The 20,829-nt window shown below is 67.6% G+C and carries 20 protein-coding genes and 1 pseudogene; 15 read left to right on the top strand and 6 right to left on the bottom strand.

Annotated features, from left to right (window positions below; translation table 11 throughout):
• Positions 1–104: 104 nt before the first annotated feature.
• Entirely contained in the window at positions 105–284 is a 180-nt protein-coding gene (locus tag ABOD76_RS01915) for a hypothetical protein (RefSeq protein WP_350241606.1), read from the bottom strand.
• Between the two features lie 296 nt (positions 285–580).
• A complete protein-coding gene (locus tag ABOD76_RS01910) occupies positions 581–1,633 on the bottom strand; it encodes a hypothetical protein (protein WP_350241604.1) in 1,053 nt (350 codons plus the stop codon).
• 313 nt (positions 1,634–1,946) lie between these two features.
• On the opposite strand from ABOD76_RS01910, the gene ABOD76_RS01905 reads away from it, so the two are divergent.
• The 5 genes and pseudogenes from ABOD76_RS01905 to ABOD76_RS01885 form a co-directional block, all read left to right on the top strand.
• Positions 1,947–2,165 carry a helix-turn-helix domain-containing protein gene (locus ABOD76_RS01905; protein ID WP_350241602.1) on the top strand — a complete coding sequence of 73 codons (219 nt, stop codon included), beginning with the start codon at positions 1,947–1,949 and terminating at the stop codon, positions 2,163–2,165.
• A 247-nt stretch (positions 2,166–2,412) separates the two neighbouring features.
• Complete coding sequence (locus tag ABOD76_RS01900; protein WP_380130117.1) at positions 2,413–2,655, top strand: helix-turn-helix domain-containing protein; 243 nt, start codon at positions 2,413–2,415, stop codon at positions 2,653–2,655.
• Entirely contained in the window at positions 2,570–2,893 is a 324-nt protein-coding gene (locus ABOD76_RS01895) for a transposase (RefSeq protein ID WP_350241741.1), read from the top strand. The genes ABOD76_RS01900 and ABOD76_RS01895 overlap by 86 nt, the downstream gene beginning before the upstream one ends.
• Positions 2,894–2,936: 43 nt before the next feature.
• Complete coding sequence (locus tag ABOD76_RS01890) at positions 2,937–3,278, top strand: hypothetical protein (protein WP_350241600.1); 342 nt, start codon at positions 2,937–2,939, stop codon at positions 3,276–3,278.
• Positions 3,241–3,444, top strand: a pseudogene (locus tag ABOD76_RS01885) (transposase); the annotation flags it as partial. The gene ABOD76_RS01890 and the pseudogene ABOD76_RS01885, both read left to right, overlap by 38 nt.
• Positions 3,445–3,628: 184 nt before the next feature.
• Here the strand turns inward: ABOD76_RS01885 and ABOD76_RS01880 are convergent.
• Together ABOD76_RS01880 and ABOD76_RS01875 are read right to left on the bottom strand one after the other, a co-directional pair.
• Positions 3,629–4,096 (bottom strand): hypothetical protein, encoded by a 468-nt coding sequence (locus ABOD76_RS01880; protein WP_350241766.1) that lies wholly within the window; start codon positions 4,094–4,096, stop codon positions 3,629–3,631.
• Positions 4,097–4,166: 70 nt separating this feature from the next.
• On the bottom strand, positions 4,167–5,099 hold the full coding sequence (locus tag ABOD76_RS01875) for a hypothetical protein (RefSeq protein ID WP_350241598.1): 933 nt from the start codon (positions 5,097–5,099) through the stop codon (positions 4,167–4,169).
• A 1,673-nt stretch (positions 5,100–6,772) separates the two neighbouring features.
• Between ABOD76_RS01875 and ABOD76_RS01870 the strand changes: the two genes are divergently transcribed.
• The 3 genes from ABOD76_RS01870 to ABOD76_RS01860 all read left to right on the top strand — a co-directional run bounded on the left by ABOD76_RS01870 (position 6,773) and on the right by ABOD76_RS01860 (position 10,591).
• Positions 6,773–8,488: a TerD family protein gene (locus ABOD76_RS01870; RefSeq protein WP_350241596.1), complete on the top strand. Its 1,716-nt coding sequence runs from the start codon at positions 6,773–6,775 to the stop codon at positions 8,486–8,488.
• Between the two features lie 538 nt (positions 8,489–9,026).
• Complete coding sequence (locus ABOD76_RS01865; protein WP_350241594.1) at positions 9,027–10,244, top strand: MFS transporter; 1,218 nt, start codon at positions 9,027–9,029, stop codon at positions 10,242–10,244.
• Complete coding sequence (locus tag ABOD76_RS01860) at positions 10,241–10,591, top strand: GIY-YIG nuclease family protein (protein WP_350241592.1); 351 nt, start codon at positions 10,241–10,243, stop codon at positions 10,589–10,591. The genes ABOD76_RS01865 and ABOD76_RS01860 overlap by 4 nt, the downstream gene beginning before the upstream one ends.
• Positions 10,592–11,079: 488 nt before the next feature.
• Here ABOD76_RS01860 and ABOD76_RS01855 read toward each other — a convergent pair whose 3' ends face one another.
• Positions 11,080–11,646: a DUF2239 family protein gene (locus ABOD76_RS01855; RefSeq protein ID WP_350241590.1), complete on the bottom strand. Its 567-nt coding sequence runs from the start codon at positions 11,644–11,646 to the stop codon at positions 11,080–11,082.
• Positions 11,647–11,959: 313 nt separating this feature from the next.
• On the opposite strand from ABOD76_RS01855, the gene ABOD76_RS01850 reads away from it, so the two are divergent.
• The 7 genes from ABOD76_RS01850 to ABOD76_RS01820 all read left to right on the top strand — a co-directional run bounded on the left by ABOD76_RS01850 (position 11,960) and on the right by ABOD76_RS01820 (position 19,058).
• Entirely contained in the window at positions 11,960–12,913 is a 954-nt protein-coding gene (locus ABOD76_RS01850) for a hypothetical protein (protein ID WP_350241588.1), read from the top strand.
• Positions 12,914–13,367: 454 nt separating this feature from the next.
• Positions 13,368–14,324, top strand: a complete 957-nt coding sequence (locus tag ABOD76_RS01845; protein ID WP_350241586.1) for an iron-siderophore ABC transporter substrate-binding protein — start codon at positions 13,368–13,370, stop codon at positions 14,322–14,324.
• 10 nt (positions 14,325–14,334) lie between these two features.
• Positions 14,335–15,288, top strand: coding sequence for a sucrase ferredoxin (locus ABOD76_RS01840; protein ID WP_350241584.1), 954 nt, complete (start codon positions 14,335–14,337; stop codon positions 15,286–15,288).
• Complete coding sequence (locus ABOD76_RS01835) at positions 15,285–16,268, top strand: FecCD family ABC transporter permease (RefSeq protein WP_350241582.1); 984 nt, start codon at positions 15,285–15,287, stop codon at positions 16,266–16,268. The genes ABOD76_RS01840 and ABOD76_RS01835 overlap by 4 nt, the downstream gene beginning before the upstream one ends.
• Positions 16,269–16,294: 26 nt before the next feature.
• Positions 16,295–17,215 (top strand): ABC transporter substrate-binding protein, encoded by a 921-nt coding sequence (locus ABOD76_RS01830; protein WP_350241580.1) that lies wholly within the window; start codon positions 16,295–16,297, stop codon positions 17,213–17,215.
• On the top strand, positions 17,212–18,237 hold the full coding sequence (locus tag ABOD76_RS01825) for a FecCD family ABC transporter permease (protein ID WP_350241578.1): 1,026 nt from the start codon (positions 17,212–17,214) through the stop codon (positions 18,235–18,237). Before ABOD76_RS01830 ends, ABOD76_RS01825 begins: the two co-directional genes overlap by 4 nt.
• Before the next feature lie 29 nt (positions 18,238–18,266).
• Complete coding sequence (locus tag ABOD76_RS01820) at positions 18,267–19,058, top strand: ABC transporter ATP-binding protein (protein WP_350241576.1); 792 nt, start codon at positions 18,267–18,269, stop codon at positions 19,056–19,058.
• Positions 19,059–19,203: 145 nt separating this feature from the next.
• On the opposite strand, the gene ABOD76_RS01815 is transcribed toward ABOD76_RS01820, so the two are convergent.
• Entirely contained in the window at positions 19,204–20,766 is a 1,563-nt protein-coding gene (locus ABOD76_RS01815; protein WP_350241574.1) for an MDR family MFS transporter, read from the bottom strand.
• Positions 20,767–20,829 lie beyond the last annotated feature (63 nt).

The following is a 20,829-nucleotide window of genomic DNA, read 5'->3' as shown; positions in this document are numbered from 1 at the left end:
TCAGTGTCCAGGCGCAGGAGGGTGAGCAGGTCAAGGCTGAGCCGCCCGTGCCCGGGCACCCACACCTGCTGGTGCGTGACCGCTCCCACTCTCCACGCCCAGCCCTACAGTTCACCCTCTGCCCGGATGGCCGCAATCAATTGCTCTGCTTGTCCCGCCTTCGCGGTTCCCTTCATCTGGCGCGCTTCGGCCAGCGTCTTTTTCCGAGCGATCTTCGATTCAGGTGAACGAGCGCTCGTATTCAGCAGCGTCTTGAGTGTCTCAGCAGTTACGGTGAGTTTCATCGTTCCTCCAATTGGCCGGAGCGTCGAGGGTGCAGCGAGTGTCCACGAGCCCTCTGCAGGAACCCAGCACTCTCCTTGCTCTGTCCCCTACCGACTGGCGCAGAATGAAGTGGCCCCCTATCCGCTTCAGCGGCCAACTCCTGCGCTCAGGTCGTTCGATCCTCATCAGGGAGCAGCCGGCGCAGGCGTACAGCGTTGGCCCTGATGCCAGAAAGGTTCAGGTTGCTCACGGCGCTGCGTACCAGGCGCTCAAAGGTCAGGACCTGGCGGGAGGGTGGTGACGCGCATGCTTCAATTCAGGATGACGATTCATTTCCAGGGTCCTCCCGGTCCTCATCAGACGCGGGTGCGCCTGACGGGGACTCCGGAGGCTGATTGATGACCTGCTTGGCGTCCGCGCCCGCCTTCGTGATGGTCGAGAAGTCGAACCGCCAGGTGGTCAACCCGTGACCCACCTCAGGGTGACTCCCGAGGGACGCCAACCACTCGATGTAGTGCGCCCGCCGGGATGTTTTCAGCACCAGCGTGCTTGACCTTTTCACCCGGCTGGCTTCGAGCAGCGTCGCCACCAGCGCGTCTTCCACGAGGTGGTCCGGACGGGTGGGCATCTGCAGCCAGTACGGCTGAGTGGACAGCATCACCTCCCGCCCCGCCTCGCCCTTGATCAGGGCGTTGAGGGCCACCGGCACCTCGTGATCCAGCGCGACCAGCACGCTCTTGTGGTCCAACAGGGCGCCGACCTCGCTTTCCAGAGCCACCCTCACTTCGGCAGGACGCTGGGTGGCCGGCCAGCTGGACAGTGGCCGGATGGTGATGCCCTGTGCGGCGGCGTTGAGCCGGGCGTCGGTGAGGCCCTGAGGATCGGGCCTTGCCATGCCGGGGTTGAGCACGAGGTCGCATTGATGACCGATTCGAAGCCAACGTTCGCGCGCGTACAGGGTGTTGTACAGCTCCTGGTGTGGCGAGTCCGGGACTACGGCCAGCACCAGGTCGATGCTGGGCCGTCTGTTTGCGGGAAGGATGTGTCGGAAGGTGAAGATCGTGTCGGTCAGGGCGTTGTGCATCGCCGGCAGCACCCGGGTGGCCCACGCCGGGTCGCACAGCAGCAGGGCCCGCCAGGTGGTGCCGGTGCTGTGTTGCAGGACCCCGAGGCCGACCAGCTGGCCGTCGGCGAGGGCGAGCCAGGCCTCGGAAGTCATGATGCCCAGGGACTGAGCAACGGGGTGGAAGCGGGTCCAGAGGGTGTGGATGGCCTCAGGGAATTCCGGCAGGTGCGTCTGGAAGAAGGCTTCGACGCGGAGCCGGTCTTTGGCCTTGACGATCGGGAAGGTCAGCCGCTGGCGCTTCATACGCTTGAGCTCGTGGCGCGGCGTGCCGCGTGGTGCGGGCAGGTGGCCGGGCTGCCGAACGTATTTTGAAGTCTGCCGTTCGTGCGGCTGCCGAAAAGCAGGCCGCATAGGGTACAGCCAGAGGCGGGAAGCTGGTGGGAATTAGCCATTGCAACATGCCAGCTGCGGATGAGGTCTTCGTCGGAAGCGTGACGGCAGATGGGCGGCCAAGCCAAGTAACACTGGTAGGCTCGCATAGCGAGATGATACACTACTGATGGTGGCACTACTGGTAGTGTAGACCCAGAGATGAACCCACCGGATAGTGGGGGCGGTGAACGCGCCCACTGACAACATTCGTGTTCGCCTCGGCCAGAAGGTCCGGCAACTGAGAGAGGCGCGGGGTTGGTCCCAAGAGGACCTCGCTGCTCGTGCCTTTCTGCACCGGAATCAGATCGGCTACATCGAGCAGGGCCAGCGCAACATCAGCATCGAGACTATCGCCAGGTTAGCGGCCGCCTTCGACGTTCCTCCTGGCGAATTGTTCAGGTGATGCACCGGCACGAAGCAGAGGGGTTGCAAACACTCTGACAGGCCGCCTAGTAGCTTGTCCCAGCAGAAAGTGTGACCCCAGCGCCCAGCGCAGGATCAGGGCGAATGGAGCCATCGGCGCACAGGAGGCGTTGCGCGCGTGCTCCCCCTCTCGGGTTCTGCCTCGCCGAGTTCAAGTCTTCCTGACCCCCCAAGATCGCCTGGGCCTGACCGACCTCACCACCAAGGGCACTGCTCAAGCGCGCTCGATGACTCGAGCTCAAATCCTGCTGCTCGCCGACCACTCGCACGGTGAAGGTCAGACCCACCAAGCCATCGCCGATGTCCTCGGATGCAGCGCCAATCGGGTGAGCAACGTCATGCGCCGCTCCGCCGACGAAGGCCTGCAGGGGCGCTCTACGAGCGATCTCGACCTGGAGCCCCGAACGTTGCGGCCCAGGACGACCCAAACACCGACCGAAGCAACTGGTGGGCGATCGCGGCTACAGTAACGGGATCGCCCGGAAGGAACTGCGTCGCCGGGGCATTCGTGCCGTGATTCCACCAAAGCGAGATCAGCGGCGCCCAGGGCGGTACGACTCTCTGCTGTACCGCGAGCGCAATCACGTCGAGCGGACCATCGCCTGGATCAAGCGCTACCGCCGGGTGTCGACACGATACGGCAAGCGACAGGTGCATTACCTGGCTTGGCTGACCATCGCATCGGTCCTGGCATGGCTTTCAACCTGAGCTGTAGAGAGAGCCGCCGCGCGCCAACAAGCACAATGTGGGCATGAAGCCCTCGCTCTCCCCAACTCCCGATGTTCGCCTGCAAGTGCGAAACGACAAGCTCCAAAACGTGAAGTTGGTGCTGGAGCCGTGGGGTGAGGAGGTCGTGCTCGTGGCCGGTGTGACCGTGACGGTGATCGTTCACGGCGAGAGCGCAAGAGAAGCAGAGCTTGTCTGGGAAGAGTGCAACGTCACGTTGTTTGCGGCACCAGGGTCGACGCTTGACGTTGAGGACGAGCGGGGATCGCGGGTGCTCAGGATCGACATTTCCGTTCCGGGGTTACCAGAAGGAATGTCGACGCGGGCATTTGTGCGTCAGGTACTTGAGGGCGAGGACGAGTTGTGACCTTGTCCCGTGGGAACACACCCTAGTGATCGACCACACCTGCCTCACCAAGTTCGGCACCACGTCCGTCGGTATATCGCGCCAATTCTCCGGACAGGTCGGCAAGGTCACCCACTGCCGCTGCTTGGTGTCGCTGACCTTAACGGAGCACGACCTCCCCGTCCCTGCAGGTAAGTGCCAAGGAACAGCCGGGCTGCCGGGCCGCGCGGCGCTGGACCGGGGACGTGCAGGGCCATCAGGGTCATGGCTCCCAGCAGCCAGCAGCCGGCCCATAAGAGGCGCGTTACATTGCCTCCCCGAGTGGACAAGATCACTCTCTACGAGTTGTTCCTTGTCGACCGTTGAAGCGTTCAGTCCTGCGGCTCGCTGTCACTCCCCTCGATCTCGTCGAGCGCAGGAACTTCCTCCCGCCGCTGCAGTGACGTGTGCGCCGGTTCTAAGGCTGGAACCGGGACAGCACGGGCCGTGTCTGCCCGGCGCTGCGCCTCGCCCGCTGGTGCAGCTGATGAGGCCTGAGTTACGGAGAGTGCCGGTTCCTCCGGCGCTGCCAGCGCGGACTCGCTCCCCCGAATCGGCGACACCTGGCGCCAGACCTCTTTGACCGTCTGACCGACGGCCACCAGGGACATGCCGGCAGCGTCAATCCTGGCGTCCCGGTCACCCCAGGCGATCCGGGAAATCTGCTCGGCGGCACGGCTTTTGGTGTGCTCCCGCACCTGTGAAGCCAGGTCGGCAGCGTTGCTCGCCGTCAGGTCGTGGCGCACCCCGCGCGTGGTCAGGACATAGTGTCTGCTGAGAATCGTTTTGTTGGTCGCCATGACTGGGCCTCTATTCTGGAAAGAAGGAAACGTGAAAGAACCGCGGGTCGAGCGTCTGGAGGAACGCCGGTCAGAGCCGCTCCCCCAGATGGTGCGCCTGGACCGTTTGTTCCGCGTTGCGGGCCAGTGTGCGGCGCGTCTGGGTGATGGCATCCAGGTACGCCCCCAGCGTCATCGGCGGGCTGGCGTACAACTTCGGAAATCCGGTGATGAAGGGAATGTCACTCACCCGCAACGGGTCGAGCTTCGTACCGTCCTTGATCGCTTTCTGCTCGGCCCGTGCCATCGGCGTGTGGATGTTCTTCCGCAGCAGCCGCGTGTCGGTCAGTACCCGCTTCAACTGGACCCTGTACGGGGCCACCAGCGGCAGCGCCAGGTAAGCGCGGCGCAGACGTTCGAGCTCGCGCGGCGTGCCAGCGTGCTCAGCGAATTTCGAGCGCATCCGGTTGACCGACTGGGCGCTGAGCTGCCAGGTATACACCGTGCGCGTCCTGTTGGCTCCCGGCCGCCCATGCGACTGCTTCCCCTTGCCCTGCTGGGACCGTGCCTGCTTGACCTTTACCACTTCCACGCTCGGCATCAAATGGAAAACGGCGTTGGTGTTGGCGTACAGATTCACGGGCACAGGCCGCCGCGCACCGTCATACATGATTTCGCCATCGAGATGCTCGGTGCTGAGCAGCAGATACCCGAAGCGCGTGGTGTACCCCGCAGGATCATGGCGAAGTGGCCAGACGAACAGCACGGTGCTGGCCTCGCCACCCACCTTGTTCCGGTGGCGCGTCACGCTGTCCGCATCGGTGCCGTATTTGACGGACATCCGTGCCACGAATCCAACAACCTGGTCCGTGGTCACGTCTCCGGTCACCCACCATCTATAGCCGGCGCGCACACGGCGATGCACGTCAGACAACAGCCCCTGACCCGTGTCATGCAGTTTCCGTTGCCGTGCCCCTTCTTGTTTGGACGGCGGGATGACCAGCGGCAGTGCGGCTTCAGTCATGCTGCCCTGCTTCGCGACGCCAGCAGCCATCTCTGCCGGTTACGGATGAAATCTGCGCTTGCTTACCTGAGGCCTGAGGCGATTGGGGTTTGGTCACACCCCACGTCTCGCACCCCCGACCGCGGCCCGTCAAGCCCCCCTATTGAGGCCCTGCTGAGGTTCTATTGAAGCCCTATTGAGGCGCTGCTGAGGCCCTACGTTTTCACAGAATTCCGTGTTTGCCGTCTGGCACAGCAAGAATGGTGAAACGACGTGCGATTTCAGCGTACGATTTCTAGAGCTGCGCTGCGCTTTTACGGGATCGTACGTAATGAAATGCTGCACGGTGCTCGGATCTTGACCCCTTGACCACCACATCGCACTGTGCGAGAAACACCGTGTGCATACGTCCTACAACTCTGAAGTATCCAGCCTTGCAGGGCTGACCAACACACTGCTCAAGTCGTTTGCGCGTAGTGGCGCTGATACGACTAGGATGGACGCGAGGGAATAACGGCCTGAATCGATCCAATGCATAAGACATGTGGGCGTTCGCGCCCGGGAGTCATGAACGTTGGATGACCCAGAAAAAATTCCTGCGCGTGGGGAGGGGCGAGCGGTGCCCTGAAACCGCCTGGATTGTTCACACCGAAGCGAGGTGAAACTCCTCGCCGTCGGCATGCTCGACAGGAAAAGACCTGAAGTGTATGACGATTGCCGCGACGTAGAGACGGATAGGGGAAACCGGGGGTTGCTGGATGGCCCGACACCGGGGGAGCCTTAAGCGCAGGCGAGAGATCGGCCTGGGCGGCACTGCCAGGGCAACCTGAGCAGGTCATCGAAATTTAAACGTTGAAAGTAGGTTGCGGCCCGAAAGGGGGCAGTCGCGAGCGGGAACGCAGATGCCAGTGGTGGCCCAGTAGCGGCGCACTACGACCGGAGCTCGAAGCGTGTCAGGGGTAATCGAGGCGTTCGCAGCATTTGCCCGATGAAAGCCGTCAACCGACGGGGAACAGATCGAACCTGTGAAATGGGTCGGTGCTGGCTGGAAGGACATACGTGAGGCGCTGGCTATGCAACTGGTAGGTGCGGGCTAATGGGGGAAGCAGGGGGAACCCCACGCAACTGCAAGCGCGTGGATCAGGGGCACCCTGTGGGAGAGCTGGTGAAATGGCAAGAGCAACTCTGAGCTTCGACCCGGTCGGAAGGGGCACAGAGAGATGCAGGGGAACCTGAGGAAGCCGAAAGCTGGCGGCAGTGGAATGCACGCGGTTGGGAGCCGCACAGCGCTGTAGGACGCGCAGTCGTGCACGAGCGAACGGCCATCAGGCCACTTGATCAAGCGCAGTGCCGGGTGAAACCGGAGGCAGGACCGCTTCACGGCGCATGGATACGCCGATAGCACTGAACCGTCAACCGACATCTCATCTTCGAATCGACCGCTGCACGGCAGCACGCGTGCTCAGCACGCATGGCTTTATGGAGCCACCAGTCTGGCGTCCGCCAGGAACAAATTCCTTTTCTGCCCGCCCCGGTGTGCGCCTTCGGCGTACCTGGGGGCGGGTTTGTTATGCCACACCAACCTAATTGCGCGTATGTGCGCCACCCACCTTCTCCACGTGTGGTGTGATGATCATTGGCCCCAAGACACGCGCATCTCTCACCCCTCCCCTTCATTCTTAAGGACCCGGACCATGACGATCCTCGCCCACGGGCAACGGTTACCCCTGACTGCCCTCAATCTCAGCGACCACCTGATCCTCACCGTCACCCACCGCGCCGGACTTCAGGCCGACCTCAGCCTCTTCGGACTCAATTCCAGGCAGAAACTGCGCGATGACCGCTACTTGGTGTTCTACAACCAGTCCAGCACGCCGCACGGCGAACTCACCTTGTTGCCGGGCGTTGGCACCGAAGCCCAGCGGTTCACCCTTCACCTCGACCGTCTCCCGAAACACGTGGCCCGCCTCGTCCTGGTGCTGACGGCCGAAGAACCCCTGGAACCATCGGACACCCTCACACTCACGCTCCTGACCCCGGCAGATGTCCCGCAGGCGAGCTTTACGCTCAGCCAGGAGCACCTGGCCGGCCACCGGACGGTGTTCGCCTGTGAATTGTGGCAGGGCAGCACCGGCTGGCGGTTTGGCGCGATCAGCCGCACCTTTGATGGTGGGCTCAAAGAAGTGCTTGAGCATTTCGGCGGCACGGTGGCCGAGGACGAGGATCTCCCGGAAGCCGACCCGGCGTTGCCGGCCCCGCTGCCCGCGGAGGTCCCACTGCCGCCCCGGGTGGAGACGCGTATTGCTCTTCCGCTAACCTCCATTGGCGAGCCGGAGGCGGAGCAGGCGTCCCGGCTGCTGGACCTGGCCAACCGGCTGTCTAAGCTCTTGCCGCAACTGCACACCGAGGAGGCCAGCAAACACGCGCTGGTCATGCCATTCCTGCAGATCCTCGGTTACGACGTCTTCGATCCGACCGAGGTGGTGCCGGAGTTCATCGCGGACGTCGGCATCAAGAGGGGCGAAAAAGTGGATTACGCCGTGTTGCAGAACGGCCGACCCATTCTGTTGTTCGAGTGCAAGCACCACGCCGCGCCCCTCAGCCTGGAGCACGCGTCTCAACTGTACCGGTACTTCGCCGTCACGGAAGCCCGGTTTGCCGTGCTGACCAACGGGGTGGTGTACCGGTTCTACACCGACTTGGAACGGCCGAACACCATGGACGCCCAGCCGTTTCTGGAAGTCAACCTGCTCAACCTCAAGGAACACGAGCTGACGGAACTGCTGCGCTTCAGCAAGGCAGCGTTTAACCAAGACATCATTCTCAGCTCGGCCAGCGAGATGAAGTACGTGATGGCCATCAAGCAGCACCTGGTCGAGGAGTTTCGCGAGCCGTCTGACGACTTTATCCGGGTGCTCACCGCTCAGGTGTACCAGGGACGGCTCACCACCAACACGCGCAACCGATTCGCGGTGTACACCAAGAAGGCGCTGAATGAGTTTGTCGCGCAGCTCATCAGTGAGCGCCTGCGGTCCGCCTTTGAGGCGGCGACCCCGGCCGCGCCGCAACTCGGCGAAGCCGAGGATCAGGACAGCGATGAGGCTGGCCTGACGGTCAGCGCCGAGGAATGGCAGGGGTATTACATCATCAAGTCGATCCTGCGCGAGACCGTGGAGTATGCCCGGGTTCACCTGAGGAAGCACCAGTCGTATTGTGCGGTGCTGCTCGACAACAACCGCCGCAAGACGGTGGCTCGGTTGTACTTCACCGAGCGTCGGTTGGTGGTCGGTCTGTTCGACGCGGCGGACCGCCACGAGGTGAGAGAGACGCTCAGCAGTCTGGATGATCTGTTCCGCCTGGCGCCGCGGCTCCGCAAGACCGTACAGGCCATTGAAGCGAGAGGAAGCTGACGTCACATTCTGGTTGACCTGGCCTCTTTCCAAATTGCTGTGGGGCGCACAGGTCAAGGCCTCGTTGGTAAGAGTGACCACAAGACCTTGTTCCACCGCCTTCTGGGTCGCACATCTCCAGCCCGCCTTTGTCAGCCAATTTATACCCATCGGACTGCGCCGATAGAAGAATGTCGCTTCATGGTGTTGTGGACACCGCGCCTACTCGCACGTAAAGGCCGGCTCATGCTGTCCGCTAACGCTTGTGGCTTTCGTATGTTGGCTTATATGCCATAGCGCGCTGCTACGTCCTCGTGTAGCGTCGAGTTGATTTTACCCGGAAGGTATTGACATGCTATTTATACCTGGGTAATATTTAAAGCACGGGGCGTGAAGGCACTGCCTTACGCCATCGTGCCCGTAGCGCTACGTAGACCCATCACGGTTTCGCCCCTCCACCCATGGATGTGCACGGGGCTGGAATCGCCCATGCTGCACCCCCCTTCCGCGTTTGCGATTAAACGCGGCGGCTCACCCTTGTCGCAGCTCAGGAGTTGCTATGTCCACCCCCCGCTCGCCCGGCCTGCCGTTTATCTTCGTCACGCTCGCGCTCGACATGATCGGCCTGGGCCTCGTCATCCCCGTTGCGCCCATGCTGGTTGCCCACCTCGCACGTGATCCCCTCGCCGCGCCCCAGTTCCTGGGCCTGCTTGTCGCGCTGTTCTCGACCGCGCAATTGCTCGCCGCCCCGATCTTCGGGATGCTGTCCGACCGCTTCGGTCGCCGTCCCGTCCTGCTGATCTCGACCCTCGTCACCGCTCTGGCGTACATGCTCGCCGCGCTCGCGCCGTCGCTGATGTGGCTCCTCCTGGCTCGCACACTGGGCGGCGTCGGCGCGGCCACCGTCGGCGTCGCCAACGCCTACATCGCGGACGTCAGCACCCCCGAAAACCGCGCCCGGAACTTCGGCATCGCCGGCGCCGCCTTCGGCTTGGGCCTGATCATCGGCCCCGCCCTCGGGGGGCTCCTGAGCGGCCTTGATCTGCGCCTTCCCTTCCTCGTGTCCGCCACGCTCGCTGCCCTGAACTTCCTGTACGGCCTCCTGGTCCTGCCCGAATCCCGCCGGGCCGCCCCCGCGCCCTTCGACCCCCGGACGCTCGTGCCTCTGCGCGCCCTCGGCACCCTCAGCCACTTCTCTGGCCTCCCGGTCCTGGCGGCCGTCGTCCTGCTCGGCAGTCTCGCCACTCAGTTCCTGACCAGCACCTGGGTCCTGCACGGCGCCATGCGGTACGGCTGGACCCCAGCGACCAACGGCCTCACCCTCGCCATTGCCGGCCTGCTGTCCGCCATCGTCCAGGTCGCGGTGCTGCCGCGTGTCCTTCGCCGGGTGGGCCCCGAGCAGACCGTGGCGCTCGGCCTCCTCATCGGTGTCGCCTCGAACGTCCTGTACGGCCTCGCGGCTGCGCCCTGGATGCTGTGGGCCTCCCTGCCCATCGGCGCCCTGTCGGGCCTGGCCACGCCTGCCCTACAGGCCATCACCACCAACAAGGCCGCGCCCCACGCCCAGGGCGCCGTGCAGGGAGCCCTGGCGGGCCTGACGTCCATCAGCGCGATTGTCGGGCCGCTCGCGGCCACCGCCCTCTTCTCGCGCTTCGCCTCCCCACACGCCACGCCCTTCGTGCCGGGTGCCGCCTATTTCGCCGCCGCGCTCCTGCTGTTCGCCAGCTTCGCGGTCTTCGCGTCCACCCGCTCCGTGCTTCAGGGAGAACCCGCATGACCAAGACCCGCCGCGCTCACACCTTTACGCCCCGTGCCGGTGTGTACCGCATCACCCACCTGCCGTCCGGACGCACCCTGCTCGGGGCAAGCATGCACGCTCAGGGCATGCTCAACCGGATCCAGTTTCAATTGACGACGCGGCTCGAAACGCCGTCCACCATCAACGGTCATCACCTCAAGGCTCTGCAGCGCGACTGGACGACCGACGGCGAAGCCGCCTTCCGCTTTGAAGTGCTCGACGAGCTTGAGCCGGACGCGTCGGGAGGCGTTGCTCCCGACGACCTCGCCGACCTGCTCAACCTGTGGCGTGCTCAGCTGGCCCTGCCGCCCGAGTCGCTGTACTGACAAGCATGCTCAAGTTCCTTTCCACCGCGTTCCTGGCGTGCGAACGACAGTGGCCACACACCTGGTTTCGGCTGGGCGTGTGGCCCTGAGTCCATCTGCACCGAGCCGTGCCCCGGTCATCTCCTGAAGCGTCCGCCCCTTCGCCGCTGTCGAAGCCTCACCTCTGCCTCGGCCGGCGCAGCTCCGCCATGCTCCGGCCAAAGCGACCCGGTGGATCCTGCGCCGCCGTGTGCACAGCCCAGCTCAACGGGAAATGACGTTTTCCTTCAACCGGAGACCCAGTGAACGCCAGAGAGGCGGAGAACGCCGGCCTGCGGCCCTCCGCCACTCCGCGCCAGGGCACCACCGTGCGGTTCTCAGACACTCCGGTGGTTTTTGCCACCTTCCGCTTCAGGGCGGCCCGGCAGGCAACGAAGCTCCGGCATTTAAGGATCCCTGCCACGACGGTCACGTGATGTCGATCTTCGACCCACCACCTGAACACTCGCTCAAGCGTTGGGCGGATCCGGCGTGAATGCCGGTGAAGCGAGGTGCAGGGCGTGGGCGCGCACGTCCTCGGGCCAGCCTTGCGTGTGGTGCGCGAACGCAGAGGCGTCGCGCGCATACAGGGCGCGCGACGCCTCCTGATACCCCTCCAGATCGCCAGCGAGCACGGCCATGAAGCGGTCGGCAGCGCCCTGGGCAACACGAACGCGTTCAGGGCCGGGGTCCTGCTTCCGCGCCTCGTCCACCAGGCGGCGCAGGGCGGCAGAGGCGCCGCCCTGCTGCGCTTCAAGCCATTCCCAGTGCCGCGGCAGCAGCGTCACTTCGCGCGACACCACGCCAAGTTTCGGCCGCCCCCGCCCGGCCGGTTTCGCTTCCGGCTGAGCCCGTGCGAGCACCTCCTGAAGATCACCGCGCAAATCGAAGTCGACGTTTTGCCCTGTGCGGTCTTCGAAGATCAGCAGTTCGGCTGTGGGGCCAGGCGACGTGGCCTTCACGCGGGCAAGGACGTCGGCAAGGGCGCCCGTGACCAGCCGGCGCGACCCGAGGAAAGCAGTGTATGACCCGTTCACACTCCATTTTATCCCGGTAATAACTCTGGTCAACGCAGCTGAAGCGTGGGAAGTCCTGTGAATGGATGGAAGCGGCCCCGAAGGACAAGCGAGGACGGAACAGCTCCGTTCCTTGCCAGGCATGTCTCATCCCTGTTGGACGTCGGCGTGGATGGTGATCGATGTGGGGATGAGGGGAAGGACCCCGCACGGTTCAGGGAACTGACCAGCGGTTCAGAGCAAGGATTCAACGGCCCTCCCTCCTCTCCTCCCTCGGTCGACGTGGAGGGGATGCTAGGCTGCAGGCCACAACCCACCCTGGGCGAGAGGCACCTTGACCCGCCTGCCCACACGCGCGACACCAAGTGCCACGGTGAAACCTCGCGGTCGTGTGGGACGCTCCCGAGGTGCCCTGATGATCCGCTCCTGGCTGACCCGCCTGTCCCCCCTGCACTCCGCGTTCTTTTCCTCTCAGCGGCGCCTGACACCCGCGGAACTCGAGCACCTCCGGCGGGGCTCGCAGCGCCTCACGTTCCGCGGCCCGGTCAACCTGCCCTTGGTGGGTGGCCCGCTGCTGCCACTGGTCGAGGTTCACCTGAACGGCCGCGGGCCGTACCGGTTCCTCCTGGATGCTGGGGCAAACGTCGTCTCTGTCCACCAGCGGATTGCCGATGAACTGAACCTCCGGGTCGTCAAGCGGCTCCGCACGCGCAGGGTGTGTCAGGTGGAGATCCTGGACCTGGGGCCGGCGTGCTTTCAGTCGGCCCTGGTGGTGTCGGAGATGCGCCTCGACGTGGACGGCATTTTGGGGTTCAATCTGTTTCGTGAGGGCCTCCTGACCCTCGACTACCCGCGTCAGCGATTCCGCTGGGGCCCTGGTGCGCTGCCGATCACGGACGACGCGACACTCCTGACCTACGAGCTGCGGGAGCGCATGCCGTACGTGCCGGTGCAGGTGGATGGGCGGACCGTGTGGTGCAACCTGGACACCGGCGCGCGGCCCGGGCTGATCGTACCGCTGGGCAGCCGGCACGCCTGGCCCGTCGTGGCGGCGCCCGACTCCGGCCCCACCCTGTGGAACCAGCACGAGGGCCACATCCCGACCCAGCGGGCTCAGCTCTCGGTGCCGCTCAGGATCGGCCCGGTGGAGATCCATCATCCGGAAGTCCTGTTCAGTCCGGCTCTGGAGGACGAGTGCCTCCTGGGCAGCGGCCTGCTCCAGGCGTTCACATTGACCTTCGATCTCGCGGCGCAGCGGGTGCGCATTCAAGCGGAGCCGGCCGGGTGACCTGTGGTTCAGTCTTGTGGGTAAGTCGCCAAGTGCACAGAACGCCTCGCCGGAAGGGAGGTGGCCTGCATGTCCAGTGCTCCGACCTCAGCACGGCCGAGCTCGGTTGACGTGCCGGCCTGGATCACGAACATCAGCCGGGTGCAGACACGACCTCCCACCCAGCTTAGCCGCCCAGGCGCGGATCTCTAGGACGGGGGTCGCCGGGTCCGCCGGAGGGACGCGTCCGTGAAGCCCAGCGGCCGAAGGCCTGCTGCGCTTCAGGCGCCCTGATGTGATCGGTGGCCGTGCTGTGCGCACTGAGATTCACCTCAAGCCGCAGAAAGGCTGTGGAGGACCCCAAGCCGCCGACCTCCCAGCGTGCGGACCGTAGACCAGGGCGTCGCGTCTTCGCAGGGAAATTGGGACAAACAAACTTGACCATTCCAGTTGGTTTAATCTAGGATGGTCCACCATGAAGCAGACGCTGATTCTCCTCGCCGCCCTCGCTCAAGGCGTGGCCTCCGCCCAGACCCCACCGACCGTCACGGTCAAGCACGATGAAGGCACGGCCATTGTCCGCAAGGACCCCCAGCGGGTGGTGGTGATGGACGAGGAGGCGCTCGGCTGGATGGCGGCACTGGGCGTCGCGGACCGCGTGGTGGGCATCGGCAGCACCTACTTCTCGCCCAGCGACCTGACGGGCGGCCGCATCAAGCCGGAGGTGCTGAACAGCGGCTTCTACGGCCGCGTCGGCCTGAAGAACCCCGCCTACATCGGCGACTGGCAGAGCCCCAACCTGGAAACGCTCCTGTCGCTCAAGCCGGACCTGATCGTGCGCCTCACCTGGCAGGGCAACCAGAACTACGACAAGCTCAGCCGCATCGCCCCCACCGTGGGCTACCAGGAGGACGCCACCGGCTTCTGGCAGAAGGGCCTGCGCGACCTGGCGCGGGTGTTCGGCCGCCAGGAGCAGGCCGAGCAGGTGATCCGGCAGGTGGCCGACGTCAACCGCGCCAACGGGCGCCGGCTGCTGGCCGCCGGGGTGTTCCGAAAGTACCCGAAGGTGGTGGTGCTCGCCCCGTTCGCGGGCGGCAGCACCTGGCTGTACACCAGCGTCCGGCTGATCCCCGACCTGCGCAGCCTGGGCTTCAAGGACGGCCTGAAGGCGAAGGAGACCACCCTGGGGGTGGGCTCGGCCATCAGCGACGAGGCGCTGCTGGGCCTCACCCCGGACACGCTGGTGGTGCTGTTCCCGCCCGGCGGGAAGTACAACGGGGCCGACGCCTTCCTGAAGACCCCGGTGGGGCAGCGGCTGAAGGCCCAGAGCGTCCTGTACGTGCCGGAAGCGTTCAGCCCGTACAGCGGGCCGTTGACCAGCATCCGCAACAGCAACGAACTCACCCGGTTGATCCTGGAGAAGATGAAGTGAAGCGGCGCGTGTGTCCGGCGCTGGCCGGCCGGCCATGACCGGCACGGCCGAGCGGCTGCCGCTGTGTGCCGACGTGTCGCGGTCGCTGCAGGAGGATCCGATCGGCACCGCCCCGCACTGGGCCGAGGTGACGGTGCTGGAGCTGGACGTGCGGCGCTGGGCGCAGCTGCGGGACTTCGAGCGATGGACTCCCGAGCAGCGGGGGGTGTTCGAGCGGCTGCGCGAGCGGGTCGAGGCGGACGGGGCCGGCTTCGGGATGCTGATGAGCGCGCCACAGCAGCCGGACGCGCCGCTGCGGGTGCGGCATTACACCCGTGGCGCGGGCGGGTACGTGCGCCGGGATTACGCGTCCGGGCTCCCGCAGGACGACTGGGCCCAGGGCCTGATCGCCACCCTGCTGGACCCGCAGCGCCTGCAGGCGTGGGCACCGTGCCCGGTCCCCCCCGGCCCGGACCTGCACGTGTGCACTCACGGCACGGTGGACGCCGCCTGCGGCCGCTACGGCGTGCCGGTGTACCAGGGCCTCGCCGCGGCCGGCGTGCGGGCGTGGCGCACCGGCCATTTCGGCGGCCACCGCTTCGCGGCGACGGCGGTGGAGCTGCCCAGCGGGCTGCTGTGGGCCCACCTGACCCCAGAGCTGGCGGTGCAGGTCGCCCGGCGTGAGCTGGCCCCCGCCGAGGCGGCACGTCACCTGCGCGGCTTCGCCGGCCTGCCCCCCCTGGCGCAGGTGCTGGACCGCGAGTTGCTGATCCAGCACGGCTGGGCCTGGCTGGACGCGGACCGTCACGCCACGGTGAACGGCGACGAGGTGACGCTGACGTACCGCTGGCGCGGCCAGGCGGGCCAGCGGCGCGCCCGGGTGGACGTGGCCCGGCAGCTTGAGGTGCCGGGCTCCAGCCACAAACCCGGCCACAACAGCGTGCCGCAGTACCGGGTGACCTGGCTGGACGGCACCGCATCTTGAGCCGCGCCCGTCCGCTGCTGCTGCTGCTCGGCGTGGCGCTGGTGCTGGCCGCGCTGCTGGCGTCGCTGGCCACCGGCGTCACCGCCCTGGCGCCGGGCCGGGTGTGGAGTGTCCTGCTGCACCCCGACAGCTCCACCGACAGCCTGGTGGTGCAGACCCTGCGGCTGCCGCGCACCCTGGTGGCGGTGCTGGCCGGGGCGGGGCTGGGCGTCTCGGGCCTGCTGCTGCAGGGCGTGACCCGCAACCCGCTCGCCGACCCGGGCATCCTGGGCGTGGAGGCGGGCGGCGCCCTGGCCATCCTGGTGATGGTGGTGTTCTTCCCGGCCGCGCCCGCCGCCGCGTTCGTGCCGGCCGCCTTTCTGGGCGGCGCCCTGGCGGCATTCCTGGCGTACGGGGTGGCCCGGCAGGCGGGCCTCACCCCGCTGCGGCTGGCGCTGGCCGGGGTGGCTGTCGCGAGCCTGGCGGGCGCGGCCAGCCGCAGCCTGCAGCTGCTGTGGGAGGAGCGGGCGCAGGCCGCCCTCTTCGCCCTGTCGGGCAGCGTCGCCGGCCGCGGCTGGCCGCAGCTGGCGCAGGTCGCGCCGTGGCTGCTGGGTGGCCTGCTCGCCGCGCTGCTGCTCGCCCCGCGCCTCAACGTGCTGGCCCTCGGCGACGCGGTGGCCCGGGGGCTGGGCGCCCGCACCGAGCGCGACTCGGCGCTGGTGACCGGGGTGGGGGTGCTGCTCGCCGCCGGCTCGGTGAGCGTCGCCGGGCCGATCGGCTTCGTGGGCCTGATCGTGCCGCACGCCGCCCGTGCCCTGATGGGCCCCGACCACCGCCTGAGCGTGCCGATGGGCGCGCTGCTCGGCGGCGCCTTTCTCACCACCGCCGACATCGCCGCCCGCCTGGTGGACCGGCCCGCCGAAACGCCGGTCGGCATCCTGGTGGCCGCCGTCGGCGCTCCGTTCTTCGTGCTGCTGGCCCGCCGGCTGGGCCGGCACTGACCCGCGTCTCTCCCCTGAGGTTCCCCATGCGACGACTCCTGCTGCTGACTTCCCTGCTGCTGCCCACCGCGGCGGCCATCGCTGTGCCGCACGAACGCGGCACCCTGACCCTCCCGGCGCCGGCCCGGCGGGTGGTGGCGCTCGAATACTCGTTCCTCGACACCCTGCTGGCACTGGGCGTGCGGCCGGTGGGGGCCGCGCTCGGCACCCAGGGCGGGGACCGGGGGGCGCCCCCCTACCTGAAGGCCCGGCTCAGCGGCATCACCTCCACCGGCAGCCGCGCCCAGCCGAGCCTGGAAGCCATCGCCGCCACGCGCCCGGACCTGATCCTGGCCGACGCGTTCGTGCACCAGGACAGCGTGGCACCGCTGAACCGCCTGGCCCCCACCGGGGTCTTCCAGAGCCGCCGCGGCAGCCTCGACGACCTGAACGCCCAGACGCTCGCCATCGGGCAGCTGGTGGGCCGCGAGGCGGCCGCGCGCCGCATTCTTGAAGAGCAGCAGGCGCTGCTGCGCAAGGCGCGCGCCTTCACCCGCAAGGGCGCGCCGCCGTTCGTGGCGGCCGTGGCCACGCCCACCAGCCTGACGCTGCACACCACCGGCAGCTTCGTGGGCAGTTACCTGGAAGCGGTGGGCCGCAAGAACCAGCTGCCGGTCAAGGCCGGGCAGACGCAGTACGAGGTGTCGCTGGAAGGGCTGGTGGCCCTCAACCCGCAGACGCTGGTGCTGTTCACCGCCCCCGACGAGCGGCCCATCACCGACACCTGGCGGCAGAGTCCGCTGTGGCAGCGGCTCGCGGCGGTGCAGCGCGGGCGGGTGTACGTGTTCAACCGCGACAACTGGACGCGCGGGCGCGGCCCACTGGCCCTGCGCCTGATGGCCGCCGAGACCATCCAGAGCCGCTTCCTGCAGGACCAGGCGCCCAGCGGCGACTTCCGGTACCCATGACCTCCCTGCCGGCGGCGGCGCGGTCCGGCACCTCGCGGGCGCTGCTGGTGGGCGGCGTACTGGCGGCAGTCGTGGCCGCGCTGGGCGTGCTGGCGCTGGGGCTGGGCGCGGTCCGCACGCCGCCCGCCGACGTGCTGCAGGTGCTGCTGGGGCGCGGCGACGCCCTGACCCGCCAGCTGGTGCTGGAGCTGCGCGCGCCGCGGATCGTGGTGGCGCTGCTGGCCGGGGCGATGTTCGCCGCGTCCGGCACCATGCTGCAGGGCGTGATCCGCAACCCGCTGGCGTCGCCGGACATCATCGGCGTGGGCGCCGGGGCGGGGCTGGCCGCCACCGTGTTCCTGCTGGCCTGGCCGGGCGCGCCGGCGGGCGGGTTGCCGTGGGCCGCGCTGGCCGGCGCCTGGCTGGGCTTCGGGCTGGTGCTGCTGCTGTCCCGCGCCGGGGGCGGGCGGGCGGCCGACGGCCTGCACCCGGTGCGGCTGGCGCTGGTGGGCGTGGCGGTGGCCTCGGCGCTGGGCGCGGTGCAGCAGCTGGTGCTCGTGCGGGCCCCGGACGGCCTGGGCGCGGCGCTGGGGTTCCTGAGCGGCACCGTGTACGGCGCCGACGCCGACCGGCTGCAGCGGCTGCTGCCGTGGGCCCTGATCCTGCTGCCGGCCGCCCTGCTGTGCAGCCGGGTGCTGGACGTGCTGAACCTCGGCCCGGAGCTGGCCACGTCCCTGGGGCTGCGGGTCCAGCCGAGCCGCCTGCTGTGCCTGGGCATCGCCGTGGCGCTGGCCGCCGCCGGCGTGACCGGCGCCGGCATCCTCGGCTTTGTGGGCCTGCTGGCCCCGCACCTGGCCCGCCGGCTGGTGGGCGGGCAGCACGCCCGGCTGCTGCCGGTGGCGGCGCTGCTCGGCGCGGCCCTGGTGCTGGCCGCCGACACCCTGGGCCGCACCCTGCTGCCCCCCATCGAAGTGCCGGCCGGCATCTTCACCACGCTGGTGGGCGCGCCGTACTTCCTGTACCTGCTGCGCCGGGCGCCATGAGTTCCCGCGCCCACCCTGAGGCTTCTGCCATGACTGACGTTCCCCTCTCCACCGACCAGCTGCGGCTGAGCTATGGCCGCAGCATCATCATTCCCGGACTGGACCTGCAGGTGCCGGGCGGGCGCATCACCTCGGTCATCGGACCGAACGGCTGCGGCAAAAGCACCCTGCTGCGGGCCTTGGCGCGCCTGCTCCCCGTCGAAAGCGGCCAGATCCAGCTGTACGGGCAGGCGCTGCACGCGCTGCCGAGCCGCGAGGTGGCGCGCCGCCTGGCGATCCTGCCGCAGGGCCCCACCGCGCCCGAGGGCCTCACCGTCGAGGAACTGGTGTGGTTCGGACGCCACCCGCACCAGGGACCCTTCTCGGTGCGCCGCCCGGAGGACCGCGAGGCAGTGCAGTGGGCGCTGGACCAGACCGGGATGCGGGTGTTCGCCGCCCGGCCGCTGGAAGCGCTGTCCGGCGGGCAGCGGCAGCGCGCCTGGATCGCCATGAGCCTGGCCCAGCAGACCGACATCCTGCTGCTGGACGAACCCACCACCTACCTGGACCTGTCGCATCAGCTGGAGGTGCTGCACCTGGCCCAGCGCCTGAACCGCGAGCAGGGCAAGACGGTCGTGATGGTGCTGCACGACCTGAACCAGGCGGTGCGCTACAGCGACGAGATCATCGCCATGAAAAGCGGAGAGGTGTACGCCCAGGGCGAAGCGGGCGAGGTGCTCACCCAGGCGCTGCTGCGCGACGTCTTCGGGCTGAAGGCCCACCTGCTGCAGGACCCGGACACCGGCAGGCCGCATGTCATTCCGTACGCCCTGACCCGCTAGCAGGCCGTGGAGCGGCGGGCGTCACCGCCCGCCTCACCACGGCCGCGATGGGCGGCTCGGACTGCAGCGCGGGCGACGTCTGGCCACGGGCCCGGGCGCCGTGTTGACGCTTCCCGGGTGAGGCGGCGTGATACGCCACCTGAACTCAACGTGGGGTGAACGGCGAACCGGCCTGAACGCAGCTGAGTTCAGGCCGGTTCGCGTGGGTCGACCCTGCTCGCCTGCGGGTCAATGCCCCGACGGCGACGATCCGCTCATCGTCGCCCGTGCCCTGGGGTGCGGGGGCGCGGCGCATGAACGCCGCCAGGAGCAGCAGCATGAGTGCGATGCCGGTCGCCAGGCCAAAGGCCGCGCGGCCGCCCTCCGCGTGTGCGAGGGGCAGGGTCAGGCCTGCAGCGGCCGCGCGGGTGGTCCGCCCGGTCATCACCGTGATCAGCAGCGCCGTGCCGGCGGCGCCGGCCACCTGCTGGAAGGAGTTCATGATGGCGCTGCCGTGCGCGTACAGCCGGGCAGGCAGCGGGCTCGTGGCAGCCGTGAACAGCGGGGTGAAGGTCAGGGCCAGACCGACACTCATCACGAGGTGCATCGCCAGCAGGACCGGCACGCCTGTTGCGGCGTCCACCCGGCTGAACCTCCAGAGTGAGAGCGCCAGGAGGGCCGCGCCCGGCGTCGCGAGCCAGGCCGGGCCGATGCGGTCATACAGCCGGCCGATGCTGGGCGCCAGCAGCCCCATCATCACGCCGCCGGGCAGGACCAGCAGTCCGGTCTGCAAGGTGCTGAGGCCGCGGATGTCCTGGAGGTAGAGCGGCAGCAGGATCGCCCCGCCGAAGAACGCCACCGACAGCAGCATGATCAGCACCACGCCCAGCGTGAAGATTGGGGAGCGCAGAGCGCGGAAATCCAGCAGTGGTGTGCCCTGACGTTGCAACGCGCGTTGCCGCCAGACGAACCCGGCGAGGCTGAGCACACTGAGGAGCAGCGGCACGCTCACCCGCGGGTCGGTGAGCCCCGCGGGCGACTCGCCCAGGCGGCTGAGCGCGTACACCAGGCCACCGAAGCCCACCGCGGAGAGCGGCAGCGACGCGACATCGAGCGAGAGGCGCCGCGGTTCGCTGAAGTTCACCAGCGTCCGCAGGCCGTACGCCAGGGCGGCCAGCGCGAAGGGCAGCACGAAGAGAAACATGAAGCGCCAGGACAGTGACTGCAGGATCAGGCCGCTGATGGTCGGGCCCAGCGCGGGGGCGACCGCGATCACGATGCTGACGAAGCCCATCGTCGCGCCGCGCCGCTCGGCCGGAATCAGGGTCATGACGGTGGTGAAGAGCAGCGGGATCATGATGGCCGTCCCGACCGCCTGCACCACCCGGGCCAGCAGCAACAGCGCGAAGGTGGGCGCGGCGGCGGCCAGCAGGGTGCCGACACTGAAGGTGCCCATCGCGAGCAGGAACACCGCGCGGGAGGTCAGGCGCTGCAGCAGAAAGCCGGTGGTGGGGATCACCACGGCCATGGTCAGCATGAAGCCGGTGGCCAGCCACTGCGCGACGCTGGCAGTGACGTGGAAGTCGAGGATCAGGGTGGGCAGCGCGACGTTCATGATCGTCTCGTTCAGGACCACCACGAAGGTGGCGAGCAGGAGGACCATGATGACGGCGCGGCTGCGTGCGTCCTGGTGTGGAAGGGCCACGGACGAGCGGGGATGGGTGGTCATGGGTGAGCCTCGGGGGTGTCGGCAGGGTGGGTTCAGGAGCGCAGAAAACGGATACTGCCTCCG

This window comes from Deinococcus sonorensis KR-87 (assembly GCF_040256395.1).
Lineage (GTDB): Bacteria > Deinococcota > Deinococci > Deinococcales > Deinococcaceae > Deinococcus > Deinococcus sonorensis.
This window is presented reverse-complemented; position numbering and strand designations above follow the sequence as displayed.